Consider the following 16,830-nt stretch of genomic DNA (forward strand, 5'->3'; position numbering starts at 1 on the left):
AATAATCAACAGAATTGATTGTTCTAGGCGGAGGCTCTAGAACGGGCCTCTCAAGCACGCGGTTTTGCACCGGTGTGGGTATTTTCGACACGCGCGCGGGTAACAATGGTGCGCAGTCGTAGGGGGAATCTGTCGAAGTGGTCAGAAATTGAGGTTTTTCCAGGCAAATCGGGGATCGGGTTAAACCCCCAGGCGGTTTGCCAGTCGTAGTTCTATAAGCTGTCCTTAAAGGCTGTCACCCAGCCAGTCGTATTCAGGAGTCCTGTGCAATGACGCGCACTCGTAAAATCGTCGCTTGGAGCTGCGCCAGCTTCGTTGTGTTAATCGCCGTGGTGGTGTTGGTCCTGGTGTTCTTTGACTGGAACCGCATCAAGCCGCCCCTCAATGCCAAGGTCTCCGAAGAGTTGCATCGACCGTTTGCCATCAACGGCAACCTGGCGGTGGTGTGGGCGCGTGAGCCCGATGAAGGCGGCTGGCGCGCCTGGGTGCCATGGCCCCACGTGATTGCCGAAGACCTGACCCTGGGCAACCCGGACTGGTCGAAAACCCCGCAAATGGTCACCCTCAAGAAGGTCGAACTGCGCATTTCGCCCCTGGCCTTGCTGGTGCAGCGCGTGGTCATCCCGCGTATCGACCTCACCGAGCCGAGCGCGCAGTTGCAGCGCCTGGCCGATGGCCGCGCCAACTGGACCTTCAAGTTCGACCCCAAGGACCCGAACGCCGAGCCATCCAACTGGGTGGTGGACATCGGCGCCATCGGCTTCGACAAAGGCCACGTAACCCTCGACGACCAGACCCTCAAGACCCAACTGGATGTGATCATTGACCCGTTGGGCAAACCCATCCCGTTCGGCGAAATCGTCGGCGACGCCGATGCCAAGAAGGCCCTGGAGAAAGGCTCCGCACCTCAGGATTATGCGTTCGGCCTCAAGGTCAAAGGCCAGTACCACGGCCAGAAACTCGACGGCAGCGGCAAGATCGGAGGCCTGCTGGCCTTGCAGGACGCGGCCAAGCCGTTCCCGCTGCAAGCCCAGGTCAAGATTGCCGACACCAGCATCGCCCTGGCCGGCACGCTCACCGATCCGCTGAACCTCGGCGCGCTCGATTTGCGCCTGAAGCTCGCCGGTTCCAGCCTGGGCAATCTTTACCCGTTGACCGGCGTGACCCTGCCGGATTCGCCGGCCTATTCCACCGACGGTCACCTCATCGCCAAGCTGCACGAAGCCAGCGGCGCCTCGTTTCGCTATGAAAACTTCAACGGCAAGATCGGCAACAGCGATATTCATGGCAACCTCGCCTACGTCGCCAGCCAGCCACGGCCTAAGCTCAGTGGCGCGCTGGTGTCCAACCAATTGCTGATGACCGACCTCGCCCCGCTGATCGGCGCCGACTCCAACGCCAAGCAAAAAGCCCGTGGTGGCGACAGCAAACAGCCGGCCACCAAGGTGCTGCCCGTGGAAGAGTTCCGCACCGAGCGCTGGCGCGTCATGGACGCCGATGTGGAATTCACCGGTAAGCGCATCGTGCACAGTGCCGATCTGCCGTTCACCGACCTCTACACCCACCTGGTCCTGAATGACGGCGAATTGAGCCTCGAACCCCTGCGTTTCGGTGTGGCCGGCGGCAAGCTGGATGCGCAGATTCGTTTGAATGGCCGCATCACGCCAATGGAAGGTCGCGCCAAACTTACCGCGCGCAACTTCAAGCTCAAGCAGCTGTTCCCAACCTTCGAACCGATGAAAACCAGCTTTGGTGAACTCAATGGCGATGCCGACATTTCTGGGCGCGGCAACTCCGTAGCAGCCCTGTTGGGCAGCTCCAACGGTGACCTGAAGATGCTGATCAACGACGGTGCCATCAGCCGTGGCCTGATGGAAATCGCCGGGCTCAACGTGGGTAACTACGTGGTAGGCCGCTTGTTTGGCGACAAGGAAGTGAAGATCAACTGCGCGGCGGCGGACTTCGGCATCAAGACGGGCCTGGCGACTACGCGCTTGTTTGTGTTCGATACCGAGAACGCCATCATCTACATCGATGGCACGGCGAATATGGCCACCGAGCAACTTGACCTTACCATTACCCCCGAATCGAAAGGCTTCCGCCTGTTCTCCCTGCGTTCACCGTTGTACGTCAACGGGCCATTTATCAAGCCCAATGCGGGGGTCAAAGCTATTCCGCTGGCATTGCGGGGTGCGGGTATGGTGGCGCTGGGTGTGATCGCCGGGCCGGCGGCCGGGTTGCTGGCATTGGTCGCGCCGAGTGGTGGTGAACCGAATGAGTGTGCACCATTGCTGCAGCAAATGAAGGAAGGCAAGGCGCCGAAAACCGTTAAAGGCTGAAACGGCAGACGAACAAAAGGGGGAGCTGGCTAACCAGCTCCCCCTTTTGTGTTTCGCAGTTACAGACTTTCCAGAATATCCGCCATATCGTCCGCATGCTCTTCTTCCTGAGCCAGGATCTCTTCAAACAGACGACGCGTAGTCGGGTCTTTATCACCGATGTACTGGATGATCTCGCGGTAGCTGTCTACCGCGATCCGCTCGGCGACCAGGTCTTCGTAGACCATTTCCTTGAGGTCCTTGCCGGCCACGTATTGGGCGTGGGAGTTCTTGGTCAACAGGTCCGGGTTGAACTCTGGCTCGCCGCCCAGTTGCACGATGCGCTCGGCAAGTTTGTCCGCGTGTTCGGCTTCCTGGGTGGCGTGTTCGAGGAACTCGTCGGCGGCGACGGACGCCTTGATACCGCTGGCCATGAAGTAGTGGCGCTTGTAGCGCAGCACGCAGACCAGCTCGGTGGCCAGCGATGCGTTGAGCAGGCGGATGATTTCTTCGCGGTCGGCGTCATAACCTTCGGTCACTGCACCGTTTTCGACGTTCTGGCGGGCGCGGCTGCGCAGGGTCGCAACGTCAGTCAAGTTTGTTTCGGTCATCTCAATCTCCTGGTACTAATCCGGTTTTGCGCCACGCTCTGCCGGCGTGATCGCTCCAAGTTGTGAGTCCCGCGTCACGCAAAAAGTTTTATCGGATTTATGTCATCAGCGCGTCGCGGGACTGGGCTAGCCTCTGGTGGTCTTTCCTGATCAAGGACGTTCGGCCCATGCCGCAGTCGTTAGCCACGCGTTATCCCCTGGTGCTGGTGCCCGGCATGCTTGGGTTTGTGCGCCTGGGGTGGTTCCCTTACTGGTACGGCATTGTCCCGGCGCTACAGACAGGCGGGGCGCAGGTGTTTCCTGTGCAGGTTGCACCACTGGATTCCAGCGAAGTGCGTGGCGAGCAATTGCTGCTGCAGATCGAGCGCATTCGCCGTGAAACGGGGGCCGACAAGGTCAACCTGATCGGCCACAGCCAGGGCTCGCTCACTGCGCGGTATGCAGCGGCCAAGCGCCCGGAATGGGTGGCGTCGGTCACGTCCGTGGCCGGGCCCAACCATGGTTCGGAGCTGGCGGACCACATTCACCTCAATTACCCGGTGGATGGCGTGAAGGGGCGGATCATGAGCGCGCTGTTTCACTTGGTCGCCGGGGTGATGGGCGTGCTGGAAACCGGCTATCGCGGGCCACGCTTCAAGGCGGACTTGCAGGCGTCCCATCATTCGCTGACCAGTGCGGGCGTGGCGCTGTTCAATCAGCGCTATCCACAGGGGTTGCCGTCGACATGGGGCGGGCAGGGGCCCGAAGAGGTCAACGGCGTGCGTTATTACTCATGGTCCGGCACCTTGCAGCCGGGCATCACCGACCGGGGGCGCAACCTGTTCGACGGCACGCATCGCAGTTGCCGCCTGTTCGCCCGCAGCTTTGTGCGCGAAAAGGGCCAGTGTGACGGCATGGTCGGGCGCTATAGCTCACACCTGGGGTTGGTGATCGGCGATGACTACGCCCTGGACCACTTCGATATCGTCAACCAATCCCTGGGCCTGGTGGGCAAGGGCGCCGAGCCGATTCGACTGTTCGTCGAGCATGCCCGACGCTTGAAGGAGGCCGGGGTTTAACGCACCGGCGTGGTCCAACGCTCCGACAGAATCACCCCGCCCAAGGTCAGCAAGCCGCCCACCAGGTGGTACAGCGCCAACTCTTCCTTCAGCACCACGGCCGCAATCAACGCGGTGATCAACGGCAGCAGGTTGAAAAACAACGTCGTGCGGCTGGGGCCCAAGGTCTTTACCGAATGCATCCACGCCAGCGGCGCGACCATCGAGGCCAACAGGCACGCATACAGCACCAGAGGAATGTTCGCCCAACCCAAGCCGGCCTTCGCCGAGAACAGGAACAGCGGAAACAGCACCACCACCGCCACCAGCACCTGCAGATACAGCAACACCAACGGCGGCAGGCGCAGCTGCCATTTCTTCAACAGGGTGCTGTAGACCGCGTAGGCCAGGGTCGCGACCAGCATCATGCCGTCGCCCAGGTTGACCCCGTGTTGCAGCAGTGCGTCGAGGCTGCCGGCGGAGACCACCACCACCACGCCGGCGAATGACAGCACGGCACCAGTCATCGCGCCGTAGGTGAGGCGTTGGCCGAGGCTGATGATCGCTGCTGTGAGTGCCATCAATGGCATCAACGACAGGATGATGCCCATGTTGGTCGCCGTGGTCAGCGACGCGGCGTAGTACGCCAGGCTCTGGTACACCGCCATGCCCAGCACGCCGAGGATGAACACCTTGCCCAGGTTCGGACGGATCAACGCCCAGTTGGCGATCACCGGCTTGATCATGAACGGCGTGAACAACAGCGCCGCCAGCAACCAGCGGTAAAAGCCGATTTCCGCCGGGAACAGTGCGCCCACGGCCAGCTTGTTGACGACGGTGTTGCCGGCCCAGATGAAAATGGCCAGCAAGGGATACGCGTATTGCATCGAAAGGAACCCAGTGTGTTGATGAGGCAGGATTATCCATTGTCTGGATCGAAGCCTATACTGCGATCCAGACAAACCACCTCTGTATCCAGACAATATGGCCAAGCACAACGTACGCCTTGCAGATTTCCCCCAGCTGCCGAGCCCGGTGTACTTCCGTTATTCGGATTTCGCCCCCGATACCGAGTGCACCCCGCACCAACACTTCTGGGGTTCGCTGGACTACTCGGCCAGCGGTGTAATGCGCATGGAAGTGGCTGGCAACCGCTTTATGTCGCCGCCGCAATACGCGGTGTGGGTGCCGCCGCATACGCAGCACAGTTCCTACAACGCCGAGGCGATCGTCTATCACTCGGTCGGGTTGGCGCCGGAACTCTGTGAGCAATTGCCCCAGCAGCCGTGCACCCTGGCGATCAGCGATATCCTCAAGGCCATCCTCAGCGATTTCGCCCAGCGTGATGTGAACATGCCGCAGACCGAGTCCGATATCCGCCTGGCCCAGGTGTTGGTGGACCAGCTCAAGCAGGCGCCGATCCACGAATGCTTTTTGCCTTACGCCCGTCACCCCGGCTTGCTTGGCGTACTCGAAGGCATGCAGGCCGACCCTGCCGACAACCGGCCCCTGGCGCACTGGGCCGAGCAAGTCCACGTGAGCGAACGCACCCTGGCGCGCCTGTTTGTGCGGGAGCTGGGCATGAGCTTCGGCGAATGGCGTCAACGCCTGCGCTACCTGGCAGCCATCGAAGCCCTCGACAGCCCGCGCAGCGTGCAACACGTGGCGTTTGACCTGGGCTACAGCACCGCGTCAGCCTTCATTGCCATGTTCCAGCGCCAGGCGGGCTGCACGCCGGAGCAGTACCGACGGACGCATATCCGTAGCCGGTGAAGTTGTAACAGGCTTTGACTACACTGCTGGGTAGGCCGTGCCGCCCGGCACGGTAACAGGGAGAAAACTCCATGAAGATGCTGCGAATTCCGCTGTTGATGATGGGCCTGCTGCTGTGTTCCCAAGGCTTTGCTGCCACCGCCCAGCAAAACAAAATGACCACCTGTAACGCCGAAGCCACCACCAAGACGCTCAAGGGTGATGACCGCAAGGCCTTCATGAAGACCTGCCTGTCGGCACCGGCGGCCAATGACGCCAAGACCCTGACGCCGCAGCAGCAGAAGATGAAGGATTGCAATGCCTCAGCGAAAACCAAGGCGCTGACCGGCGATGCGCGCAAAACCTTCATGAGCACTTGCCTCAAAGGCTGATCACACAGGTGGGAGCAGGCAGCCTGCTCCCACACTTGATCGCATTCACCACTGACCCACTCGCTTGATTCTCTCAAGGCTGGCAGACTGCCCATCCTTTAACGCCGTTCGTTTTGAGGCTGTATGCCAACGTTTTCTCAGCGTCACGTGATATTGCTGGCCAGCTACATCATCATTTTCGGCGGACTGCTGCTGGTACTGCCGCTCAAATTGCTGCCCAGCCTGCTGGCGGGCTTGCTGGTGTTCGAACTGGTCAACATGCTGACCCCCCAACTGCAACGGCTGATCGAAGGTCGGCGTGCGCGCTGGCTGGCGGTGGCGCTGCTCGGCACCTTGATCGTCAGCGTGCTGACCCTGATCTTTGCCGGTGCCATCAGCTTCCTGCTCCATGAAGCGGAAAACCCTGGCGCTTCCCTGGACAAATTCATGGGTGTGGTCGACCGCGCGCGCGGCCAACTGCCGCCGTTCCTCGACGCTTACTTGCCTGCCAGTGCCGCCGAGTTCCGCGTGGCCATCGGCGACTGGCTAAGCAAGCACCTGAGCGAACTGCAGCTTGTGGGTAAGGACGCCGCCCACATGTTCGTCACCCTGCTGATCGGCATGGTGCTCGGTGCGATCATCGCCCTGCAACGCGTGCCCGACCTGACCAAACGCAAACCCCTGGCCGCCGCGCTGTTCGACCGCCTGCACCTGCTGGTCCAGGCCTTTCGCAATATCGTCTTCGCGCAGATCAAGATCGCCGCGCTCAACACCGCCTTCACCGCCGTGTTCCTCGCCGTTGTGTTGCCGCTGTGCGGGATTCACCTGCCGCTGACCAAAACCCTGATCGTGCTGACCTTCCTGCTCGGTCTGCTGCCGGTCATCGGCAACCTGATGTCCAACACGTTGATCACCATCGTCGCGCTGTCGCTGTCGATCTGGGTGGCGGTGGCGGCGTTGGGCTATCTGATCGTGATCCACAAGATCGAGTACTTCCTCAATGCGCGCATTGTGGGCGGCCAGATCAGTGCCAAGTCGTGGGAGTTGTTGTTGGCGATGTTGGTGTTTGAGGCTGCGTTTGGCTTGCCGGGAGTGGTGGCGGGGCCGATTTATTATGCTTATCTCAAGAGTGAGCTGAAGCTGGGCGGGATGGTTTAAAGCTTGTGTTGCCTGGGCTGACGCCATCGCGGGCAAGCCCGCTCCCACATTCGACCGCATTTCAAAGTTGGAACTCGGTCAAGTGTGGGAGCCGGGCTTGCCCGCGATAGGGGCACCGCGGTCTTTCAGCTAAAACTCAGCAGCCGTACCGCTTGCTGGCCTCAATCGCCAGACCGCTACCGATACTGCCAAAGATATTGCCTTCCACATGCCGCGCATTCGGCAGCATCGCCGAGATGCTGTGGCGCAGTGCCGGAATGCCGCTGGAACCGCCGGTAAAGAACACCGTGTCCACCTGCGCCACGCTCACCGAAGCGTCGTTGAGCAACTGCGTCACGCTACCGCGCACGCGCTCCAGCAAGGCGTCGATGGACGACTCGAACAGCGCCCGGCTCAGGTCCACGCTCAGGCCCGCTTCGATGCGGTCCAGCGCGACGTGGCGGCTGTCTTCGTGGGTCAGCTGTATCTTGGTTTCTTCCACTTCCATGGCCAACCAGTGTCCGGCACGCTGTTCGATCAACTTGAACAGACGGTCGATGCCGCCGGTGTCTTCGATGTCATAGCGCATGCTGCCCAGGGCCAGCTGGGATTTTTGCGAGTACACCGAGTTGATGGTGTGCCAGGTCGCCAGGTTCATGTGGTGGCTGGTGGGCATGTAGGCGCCGCTCTTCATGCGGCTGCCGTAGCCGAACAGCGGCATCATGCCTTGCAGGCTCAGCTGCTTGTCGAAGTCGGTACCGCCGATGTGCACGCCGCCGGTGGCGAGGATGTCGCTCTGGCGGTTGTCGTTGTGACGGCGGTCCGGCGACAGGCGCACCAGGGAGAAGTCAGACGTACCACCGCCGATATCGACGATCAGTACCAGCTCTTCCTTCTGGATGGTGGACTCGTAGTCAAACGCGGCCGCAATCGGCTCGTACTGGAACGAGATGTCCTTGAAGCCGATCTTGCGCGCCACGTCCACCAGGGTGTTCTCGGCTTCCTGGTCGGCCATCGGGTCGTCATCGACGAAAAATACCGGCCGGCCCAGCACCACTTCTTCGAACTCACGGCCGGCGTTGGCTTCGGCGCGGCTCTTGAGCTGGCCGATAAACAGCGCCAGCAGGTCGGTGAACGGCATCGCCGTGCCGAGTACGCTGGTGTCGTGCTTGATCAGCTTGGAACCCAGCAGGCTCTTGAGCGAGCGCATCAGGCGGCCTTCGTAGTTTTCCAGGTACTCGTGCAGCGCCAGGCGGCCGTACACCGGGCGGCGTTCCTCGAAGTTGAAGAACACCACCGACGGCAGGGTGATCTTGTCGTCCTCCAGCGCAATAAGCGTCTCCTCGCCGGGGCGGATCCAGCCGACGGTGGAGTTGGACGTGCCAAAGTCGATGCCGCAGGCACGGGCTGGGGATGAGTTTTCCATGACAATCAGGTTCCGGTTGAAAAACGGCCGCGCAGTGTATGTCAGTCGAAGCCGGATGCGTAGGCCGACCATCTGTTAAATCTTGCTTGAAACCTGGGGATTCGCCCCCACATCTGCTGCATACGGCAAGCGCCGATAACACTTTGACGCACCCCCAGGCCACAAGACTCAACAGGTGCAAACCACCGCACGTTGTGCCCCGGGCTGTGCGATCTCGATTAAGGATGGTGAACCGCCGATGGATTTCAAAGACTACTACAAGATTCTGGGTGTCGAGCCGAGCGCGGACGACAAGGAAATCAAGGCCGCGTACCGCAAGCTCGCGCGCAAATATCACCCGGACGTGAGCAAGGAAAAAGACGCCGAAGCCAAGTTCAAGGACGCGTCCGAAGCCTACGAGGCGCTCAAAAGCGCGGACAAACGCGTCGAATACGACGAGCTGCGCAAATACGGCCAGCATGGCCAGCCGTTCCAGGGGCCACCGGGCTGGCAGAGCCGTGGCGGCTTTGGCGGCGGCCAGGACCAGGGCGACTTCTCGGACTTCTTCAGCTCGATCTTCGGCTCCCGTGGCGATGCCTTTGGCGGCGGCCAGCGCCGTCCGACCGGGCGCAAGGGCCAGGACGTGGAGATGCAGTTGACCGTGTCCCTTGAAGAGACGCTGTCCACCGAGTCCAAGCAGATCAGCTTCCAGGTGCCGCAATACGACGCCTCGGGTCGTCACGTCAGCAATACGACCAAGAGCCTGAACGTGAAGATCCCCGCCGGCGTAGCCGACGGCGAGCGCATTCGCCTCAAAGGCCAGGGCGCACCGGGGATTGGCGGCGGAGCCAATGGCGACCTGTACCTGATCATCAAGTTTGCGCCCCATTCGAAGTTTGAAGTCGAAGGCGAAAACCTGGTGATCACCCTGCCGCTGGCGCCATGGGAATTGGCGCTGGGCGCCGAAGTGGCCGTGCCGACGCTGACCGGCAAGATCAACCTCAAGGTGCCGGCCGGCAGCCAGAACGGCCAACGCATGCGCGCCAAGGGCCATGGCCTGCTGAACAAGGCTGGGGAACGCGGCTTCCTGTACATCCAGCTCAAGGCCGTGATGCCCAAGCAGGCCGATGACGAAACCATCGCGCTGTGGCAGGAGCTGGCGAAAAAAGCGGCGTTCAATCCTCGGGAAGGCTTCTGAAAATAGCCTCCAGGCGCTAACTATCTAGCGCTGTCAAACCCATCGGTCATGATGTGCTGACGCTCCTTTTCACTGGAGCCACATCATGGCCGATTTTCCTTCCGCCCTCCCGGCGGCAACGCTCAGCATCCACCGCGAATACCTCGAACAGGCAAGCCCCGCCTGGCTGACCGACGCTGTGCCTGCGCGCTTGGCCCAGATCAAGAATGCCCCCGCACCCGTGCCCGATTGGTATCGGCGCGCCACACCGGCGCAACGCCAGGCACTGCACGAAAAATTTACCGTCAGCTTCAACGCACAGACCGTGCTCGACAAAGCCATGGCGTCGGTGCAAGACATCGACACCTTCGCCGAGCCATTGCTTGTCAACGCCCTTCAAGCGCAGTTCGGGGTGCAGCTGGATGTGCATCACACGCTGCTGATTCTGAAGAAGCCGGTGGAAATAGGACTGTTCGGCATCGATATCAGCAGTTTCGAGGCGCTGCGTCTTCCGTTATTACAGGCGGCGCTGCATAACTTCGAAGCGTCGGAGTGCGAGGTGGGCGCGTTTCATGACACCTCGGGTTTTTTCGCCCAGACCGCTGCGCGGGATAACATTGAGCCCGTCAGCACGACGCTGACGGTGGCGCAGTTCACCGGGCTATGCCGCTCCCTGGATATCGGTGCGCAGTACCAGCGTTACCTCAAAGGCGTCGTGCACTCGACCGACGCGTTGTCGGAAATGGTGCTGCGCCGCAAATTCATCAATGCGCGCAAGGCCGACCTGGCGGCGGCGGCGCAGATGGCGTTGCTGAACCAGGATATCGAACCGGCGGATTACCGCATGATCCTCCAGGTGGTCAACGGCGAGATGTTCCCCCGGATTGGCGATAAACAGGTGTGGTTCCGCGACCTCGGCCTGATGAAAAAGCGCATGACCGGCTGTGTCGCCTTTGTCATCAGCGAGAAGTACCGTTATTCCAGCGAAATGATTCTTTACGTGCCCCATGATCCGTATCACCCATTGAAACGTTTTACATGGGATGAGTTGGCGGCCACGTTCAAGCAACGCTTTACCACCCGCGACCAGCCCGACCCCGATGATGGCAGCCCGACCGCCTATCAGCGGTTTTTCAGCCAATTTGTCGCCTACGGTGACCTTCCGGCCTACTTCAATGCACTGACCGACGATGCGCCGGCTCCCAACGTCGGTAGTGCATTGGCGCCTTATGCGTCCTTGATCAATGAACTGGTCAAGGGCAGCAGCGTATTCTCGGTGTTCACGGGTGTCCGCGAGCTGCCCCCCGTACCAGCGCGGGCCAAAGTGCCCAACCCGGATCCGTACCTCAACCCCGGCTCGATCCTGATCAAGGGTCGCGGCCAGTGGGAGGATAATCCGGACCTGTGGCAACACCTCTACGAAACCCACCGTGACAAGATCCTCGCCGACGCCCGCAGCCATGCAGTGCCGACGGCGGATGTGGACGCCAGGGTGCGCTCGGAGAAAATCGCCGCCTTGCTCAATATCGGCATGTTGGTGTTGAACACCGTCTCCATGTTCGTGCCGGTACTGGGCGAAGTGATGATGGCGGTCATGGCGAGCCAGTTGTTGTATGAAACCTTCGAGGGCAGTGTGGAGTGGGCAGAGGGCGATCGGCGCGCCGCCAAGGCCCATCTGGTGGACGTGGCGCAAAACCTGGCATTCCTGGGGGTCATGGCCGGCATCGGCAAAGGGGTCGCGGCGCTGGCCGCAGCCAAGCCAGAGCCGCTGATCGAAGGGCTTGACCCGGTCGTGCTGCCCGGCGGCAAAACGCGGCTGTGGAAGCCTGACCTGCAGGGTTATGAAAGCCCCGTCACCCTGCCAGCCGACGTGACGCCCAATGCTCAGGGCCAGTACCTGCAGGGCGGCAAAACCTACATTCGCCAGGCGGGCAAGGTGTATGAACAAGCCTTTGATGAGTCTGCCGGGCGCTGGCGCATCCAGCACCCTACGGACCCTGACGCCTATCAGCCGCCGTTGAGCCATAACGGCGCGGGCGCCTGGCGCCACACCCTGGAGCGTCCGCAGGCGTGGGATCGCCTGACGTTGCTACGCCGCATGGGGCATGGGGTCGACAGGTTCAGCGATGAGCAATTGCTGAAAATCGCCGAGATCAGCGCTACCAGCGATGCCACGTTGCGCCAGATGCACCTGGATAACGCTACGCCGCCCGCTCCCCTGGCGGATGCCCTGCGCTTGTTCCGGGCCGACCAGGATGTGGCGCAGGTCATCGAGCAGGTCAGCACGGGCCAGGCGGTGGATGGCCGCTACCTGTACTCGCTGCCGCTGCTTGCGGAAATGCCGCGCTGGCCCATCGGGCGGGTGCTGGAAGTGTTCGACGAACCGAGCCTTACCGGTCCGGCCCAGCGCTACGGCGTCGAGCGGTTGTACCACGGTGTCAAGCTCAAGGCGCCGATTCGCATCAGCCGTGCCGACGTGCTGAGCAGTCAGTTGCCCGCGCATATTCTTGCCGCCCTCGATGAGTCGGAGATCGTCGGCATGCTCGGTGGCGAGGCGGCTCGGGTGCGGGAAAGTCGACCGCAAGAGCTGCGCAAGCAACTGGCCGAATATGCCCGCACGCGCCAGCCAGCATTGTTTGACAGCCTGTACAAGGGCACCGAATTACCCGACCCCACGGTCGCCAAGCTACAGCGTTTGTACCCTGGCTTGAGCGAGCAGGCTGCGCGAAGTGTGCTCGCTGACGCCGACGCAGAACACTTGCGCCGCCTGCATCACACCGGCCGCGTACCGTTGGTCATGCAAGAACATGCGCGCTGGCAGGCCAGCCAGGGGCAGATGGTTCGTGCCTATACCGGGCTGCATATGGAGAACCTGATCTCGGCCGACAGCAAGCGTCTGGCCCTGCAAACCTTGAGCAAGTTGCCAGGCTGGTCGGATCAGCTGCGCCTTGAAGTGCGTGACGGCGACATCACGGGGGGCCTGCTGGACAGCATCGGCAGCGACACCGCGCCACAGCGCAAATACCTGGTCAAGCGCGGGCCGCAGTACCAGGCCTTCAATGAACGTGGCGAGGCGCTCAACAGCCTGCCGCGCCATGGCGACAACTTCTACACCTCCCTGATGCATGCCATGCCCGACGAGGTACGCCAGGCGCTGGGGGTGCCGCATGTGGGACAGAGCATGGAGCTGCGCCGGGCGATTATCGACTATGCCACCGACCACCGTGTGGAGTCGGCACAGGTGGTTGAGCAAGCGCCATCGCCAGCGCAATGGTTCAAGCCGCCGCAACGTATTTCATCACGCCTGTTGGGCTACCCCGCCAGTGGTCGCGGCCAGGGCCTGTCCCCGTCGCTGGTCAGCCGCGTACAGGATGTTTATCCGCAACTGACCGAGGGCCAGGCCAATGGCTTCATCTTCCAGCAAATGCTCGCGGGCAAGACCGAAGGGCAGATTTATAGTCTGCTTTCCAATCGTCTGAGGGAGTGGCAGCAACTGGAATCAACGCTGGATGCATGGCGACGGGAGGAGTCGAGGGACTCGCTTGTCCGGCAGTACCCCCAGATGGATTCGCGGCCCCGCTTGGTGCAGGCGCTCAAGGACTGCTGGCGCAATGCGCCGTTGGCCGAGTTGCCGGGACGCGCCGTGCTCAATCTGGTAGGGGATATGCCGTTGCCGCTGCTCAGTGCCGATTTTTCCCATGTCCGCACATTGTCGTTACGCGGGCGCCGGCTGATCGATGGGCAGATCGAACAGGTGCTGGGGTATTTCCCGCAGGTTCAGGCGCTGACCCTGGCCGGCGCGGAGACGGCGCAGGCCAGCGTGCCCCGGGCATTGCAAGGGATGGGCGCACTGACGCGCCTGGAGATTGAAACCGTCGCCCACTTGACTGAGGTGGAGTTGGCCCGGCTGGAAGGCCTGGGCCAACTTGAAGAGTTGATGTTGCACCAGGCTGTTACACCGCTTCGGCCACTGAACGTCAGCGGTCTGGCTCGCCTGCGCAGCCTCACGTTGTCGGGCGAAGGACAGCGGGAGTTCCCGGTACAGGCGCTGACGCTTGCCCAGTTGCAGCGTTTGGATTTGAAAGGGGCAGCTGTCAGCAGCCTGCCGCCCGAATTGTTCGAGCCAGGGCGGGAACGCTGGTGGTCGCAGCTCTCGGTGAACTGGTCGCGTTTTAATCGCGAGCATTTCAAGCGTGCATATGACTATGTGAAGGCGCGCCCTGAGCATGTGATGGACCAGGACGAAATGGTCCGTGCCTACTGCTCCGGGCAACTCAAGGATGGGTTTGGCCGCCCGCGGTACACCGCCCTTGCGGCCAGCAGTCAGCTCACCGGGCTGTTCTTCCGGCGCTGGCCCAGCGCCCAGGCCCAGCTCGATGCCATTGAGCGACTGAGCAACGAATTCGCAGACTTTACCCGGCGCCTGGATGCCTGGCAGGCGGTGCAAGGCGTCGGCCTGGAGCAGATACGTCGCGGGGAGGTTTCCCACACCTTGCGCAATAGCTGGTACGACGGCCTTATGCAGCGCTATGGCGTGGTCGAGCTGTCGTCGAGCCTTGGCTTGCCTGACCTGCAAGTCAGTGAGTTGCCAGACCTTACGGGTATCGCGTTCGATCACATACGGGACCTGCGCTTGCAGAATGCCCGTGTGCCGTCGCCACAGCTGAGCCGTTTCATTCGTGGCTTGCGTGGCCTGGTAACACTGGATCTTAGTGGCAGCGGGTTGTCCGACCTGAGCCTGGATGCCGATCAGTGGCCTGCGCTCGAACATTTGAATCTGCGTGATACCGCGCTTGAAACCCTGGACGTCGCCGGGCTGGGCAAACTCCAGTCGCTGAACCTGCGGGGCACCCGCTTGAATGCCTGGCCAAATGGCGCGGAGCAGTTGCCTGAGTTGACCTGGCTGGACCTGCGCGACACACGCATCACCGATGTGCCGTCTGCCGCACTGGCCAAAGACAGCCTGCTGCTGGACACCCAGTTGACGGGGGCGCCGCTGAGTGTGCAAGCGCAAGCCGATCTGGCTGCGGCCCATCAGCGCGTCGAGCAGGCGCTGGGGATGGAGGACGGGACGCTCAGCCGGTTTGCCCAGCAGCCTGCTCCCGACGCATTCCCGCCCCTGGACAGCGCCAGTTCAATCGTCCGCCAGCTGTTGCCGGCGTCGTCGGGCGACCCGCTGGAAAACGCACTGGTGCGACGCTTGAACAGTTGGGTGTTCGTCCGTCGGTATGCCCCGCGCCGTGATGTGCTGGTGACGCCCAGCACACGCCGGATAGCGGCACAGCGCATCTTGGAGTGCTGGCGCGCCGGCCTTGGCGATGTGCCCGAGGGTGACGCTCGCGAGTTGAACCTTCACGGCCTGATTCTGGGCGAGCTGCCTGAGCTGCCTGTTGCCCTTGACCATATCGAGCGTCTGAACCTCAACGGCGTGCAGCTCACTGGGCAAGGTTCCAACCTTTTCCTCAGAGCCTTTCCCGAGGTCGATACCTTGGTCCTTAGCAGCAATGCGCTGCAAGCGTTGCCACTGGCCCTGACCGAGATGTCCAGGCTAGAGCGGCTGGAGCTGTCCGGGGTTGGCATCAGTGATCCCGAGCTGTTGTACCCGACGCTCACCCAGTTGGGGAACCTGCGGTGGCTGGATCTGAGCTATGGCAACCTCGAGACCTTCCGGCTTGACGGCTTCGACAACCTGCAAAATCTCAACCTGAGCAACAATGAATTGAGTACCTGGCCCGAAGGCGCCTTTTCCGCCCCGTCACTGCGTACCCTGGATTTGAGCGGCAACCAGCTTGAGTCGATCCCGCCCCAAGTGCTTGAGGGGGGGCATGACGCGCTGATGGCCGGCGTTGATCTGTCGGATAACCTCAACCTGTCGCTGGATGACCTCCATCGCCTGCAACAGTACGCCCAGCGCGTCGGGCGGGATAACGCCCTGGGCTTGAGCAGTGCGGATATACAGCAATCGATCAATGACCTGGAGCAGCCACTGCTCAGCAGTGGTGAGGAAGATGCCCCCGACCCTGCACCCGCCCAGCCCGACGAGGTGTTGGGCGATGCACATACCTCTGCGTCCAACCGCGAGCCCTGGTTGAAAAACCTGCCTGCCGAAGAGCAAGCCCGGCGTATCGAACTGTGGGATCAACTGGCCCAGGAGCCGGACAACGCCGCGTTCTTCAACCTGTTGTCATTGCTGCCCCAGAGCAAGGACTTCGACGCAGCGCGCGCCGCGCTGACCGAACGGGTATGGCGGGTGATGGACGCCGCCGCTAGCAATACCGAGTTGCGCCAGACCTTGTTCGGCATGTCCAGCACCCATGGCACCTGTACCGATGGCCGTATCCTCACCTTCAGCGGGTTGGAGATCAAAGTACTGGAGTTCAATACCCTCAATGGCATTGACCCTGCCGACCTGGCGCACAAGGGGCCTGCGTTATTGAGCTTGTCGCGCAACCTGTTCCGCCTGGAGCAAGTGGAACAGCTGGCGGCCCGGCATATCCACGCGCACTCGGACCCGGCCGAGGTGCGCCTGCAATACCTGATAGGCCTCAAGCGCCGTCTGGACCTCAAGGGCGTGCCGCAAGCCATGCGTTATGCCACGCCCATCAGCGGTGCGGCGATGGAAAGAGAAGCACGCGCCATTGAAGCCCTGGAAAAAACCGCCGTGTTCTATGAGGACCTGATCAGCCGCGACTACTGGGTCAGCTACCTCAAGGAGCAGTACCCCGAGGATTTCGTCGCGCTCGAGCAACGCAGCGCCCAGCAGCGTGATGCACTGGAAGACGCGTATGCCAGCGTGACCGATGAAGGCTACGTCAGCGCTGCGCAGACGCTGGAGCACCAGTTGCAGGCCGATCAGACGCAAACCCTGCTGGCGCTGTCGCGGCGGACGGATCACGCGTTGAACCCGGCGGCGCACGACCCGAACCTGCCGGGTACTTCCGGCAGTGCGACGACGGGCTAACTACCTACCGCTGCGCCCTCCACAGGGCATGGTCTGCTGGGGATTCCCATGAATCCCGGAG

Annotated in this window: 10 protein-coding genes; 7 read left to right on the forward strand and 3 right to left on the reverse strand. The window is 61.8% G+C overall.

The annotated features are described in order from the left end of the window. Window positions 1-269 precede the first annotated feature (269 nt). The gene (locus ACP7BX_RS20640; RefSeq protein ID WP_426129202.1) at window positions 270-2,339 is read left to right on the forward strand and encodes an AsmA family protein; all 2,070 of its coding nucleotides are present in this window, start codon (window positions 270-272) and stop codon (window positions 2,337-2,339) included. A gap of 59 nt (window positions 2,340-2,398) precedes the next feature. On the opposite strand, the gene ACP7BX_RS20645 is transcribed toward ACP7BX_RS20640, so the two are convergent. Further along, entirely contained in the window at window positions 2,399-2,929 is a 531-nt protein-coding gene (locus ACP7BX_RS20645) for a ferritin-like domain-containing protein (protein WP_426129200.1), read from the reverse strand. 167 nt (window positions 2,930-3,096) lie between these two features. Here ACP7BX_RS20645 and ACP7BX_RS20650 point away from each other — a divergent pair, with 167 nt between their 5' ends. Beyond that, window positions 3,097-3,987 carry an esterase/lipase family protein gene (locus tag ACP7BX_RS20650; RefSeq protein WP_426129198.1) on the forward strand — a complete coding sequence of 297 codons (891 nt, stop codon included), beginning with the start codon at window positions 3,097-3,099 and terminating at the stop codon, window positions 3,985-3,987. Here ACP7BX_RS20650 and ACP7BX_RS20655 read toward each other — a convergent pair. Continuing rightward, window positions 3,984-4,853: a DMT family transporter gene (locus ACP7BX_RS20655; RefSeq protein ID WP_028615544.1), complete on the reverse strand. Its 870-nt coding sequence runs from the start codon at window positions 4,851-4,853 to the stop codon at window positions 3,984-3,986. The genes ACP7BX_RS20650 and ACP7BX_RS20655 overlap by 4 nt on opposite strands. 97 nt (window positions 4,854-4,950) lie before the next feature. Between ACP7BX_RS20655 and ACP7BX_RS20660 the strand changes: the two genes are divergently transcribed. The 3 genes from ACP7BX_RS20660 to ACP7BX_RS20670 all read left to right on the forward strand — a co-directional run bounded on the left by ACP7BX_RS20660 (window position 4,951) and on the right by ACP7BX_RS20670 (window position 7,247). Continuing rightward, the gene (locus tag ACP7BX_RS20660; protein ID WP_061435108.1) at window positions 4,951-5,739 is read left to right on the forward strand and encodes an AraC family transcriptional regulator; all 789 of its coding nucleotides are present in this window, start codon (window positions 4,951-4,953) and stop codon (window positions 5,737-5,739) included. A 71-nt stretch (window positions 5,740-5,810) separates the two neighbouring features. Then, a complete protein-coding gene (locus ACP7BX_RS20665) occupies window positions 5,811-6,110 on the forward strand; it encodes a PsiF family protein (protein ID WP_005784310.1) in 300 nt (99 codons plus the stop codon). A 123-nt stretch (window positions 6,111-6,233) separates the two neighbouring features. Next, window positions 6,234-7,247, forward strand: a complete 1,014-nt coding sequence (locus tag ACP7BX_RS20670; RefSeq protein ID WP_016976954.1) for an AI-2E family transporter — start codon at window positions 6,234-6,236, stop codon at window positions 7,245-7,247. A 136-nt stretch (window positions 7,248-7,383) separates the two neighbouring features. On the opposite strand, the gene ACP7BX_RS20675 is transcribed toward ACP7BX_RS20670, so the two are convergent. Then, entirely contained in the window at window positions 7,384-8,652 is a 1,269-nt protein-coding gene (locus ACP7BX_RS20675; RefSeq protein ID WP_257782054.1) for an Hsp70 family protein, read from the reverse strand. 238 nt (window positions 8,653-8,890) lie between these two features. Here ACP7BX_RS20675 and ACP7BX_RS20680 point away from each other — a divergent pair, with 238 nt between their 5' ends. Together ACP7BX_RS20680 and ACP7BX_RS20685 are read left to right on the forward strand one after the other, a co-directional pair. Next, window positions 8,891-9,829 (forward strand): DnaJ C-terminal domain-containing protein, encoded by a 939-nt coding sequence (locus ACP7BX_RS20680; RefSeq protein WP_426129195.1) that lies wholly within the window; start codon window positions 8,891-8,893, stop codon window positions 9,827-9,829. A gap of 85 nt (window positions 9,830-9,914) precedes the next feature. Continuing rightward, on the forward strand, window positions 9,915-16,769 hold the full coding sequence (locus tag ACP7BX_RS20685; protein ID WP_426129193.1) for an NEL-type E3 ubiquitin ligase domain-containing protein: 6,855 nt from the start codon (window positions 9,915-9,917) through the stop codon (window positions 16,767-16,769). Window positions 16,770-16,830 lie beyond the last annotated feature (61 nt).

The organism is Pseudomonas sp. DWP3-1-3b3 (assembly GCF_049896305.1).
GTDB classification, from domain to species: domain Bacteria; phylum Pseudomonadota; class Gammaproteobacteria; order Pseudomonadales; family Pseudomonadaceae; genus Aquipseudomonas; species Aquipseudomonas azotoformans_A.

Coding starts and splice junctions, on each gene's coding strand:
- ACP7BX_RS20645 (WP_426129200.1), bottom strand. CDS start 2,929: ATGACCGAAACAAACTTGACTGACGTTGCGACCCTGCGCAGCCGCGCC.
- ACP7BX_RS20650 (WP_426129198.1), top strand. CDS start 3,097: ATGCCGCAGTCGTTAGCCACGCGTTATCCCCTGGTGCTGGTGCCCGGC.
- ACP7BX_RS20670 (WP_016976954.1), top strand. CDS start 6,234: ATGCCAACGTTTTCTCAGCGTCACGTGATATTGCTGGCCAGCTACATC.
- ACP7BX_RS20660 (WP_061435108.1), top strand. CDS start 4,951: ATGGCCAAGCACAACGTACGCCTTGCAGATTTCCCCCAGCTGCCGAGC.
- ACP7BX_RS20640 (WP_426129202.1), top strand. CDS start 270: ATGACGCGCACTCGTAAAATCGTCGCTTGGAGCTGCGCCAGCTTCGTT.
- ACP7BX_RS20665 (WP_005784310.1), top strand. CDS start 5,811: ATGAAGATGCTGCGAATTCCGCTGTTGATGATGGGCCTGCTGCTGTGT.
- ACP7BX_RS20655 (WP_028615544.1), bottom strand. CDS start 4,853: ATGCAATACGCGTATCCCTTGCTGGCCATTTTCATCTGGGCCGGCAAC.
- ACP7BX_RS20680 (WP_426129195.1), top strand. CDS start 8,891: ATGGATTTCAAAGACTACTACAAGATTCTGGGTGTCGAGCCGAGCGCG.
- ACP7BX_RS20675 (WP_257782054.1), bottom strand. CDS start 8,652: ATGGAAAACTCATCCCCAGCCCGTGCCTGCGGCATCGACTTTGGCACG.
- ACP7BX_RS20685 (WP_426129193.1), top strand. CDS start 9,915: ATGGCCGATTTTCCTTCCGCCCTCCCGGCGGCAACGCTCAGCATCCAC.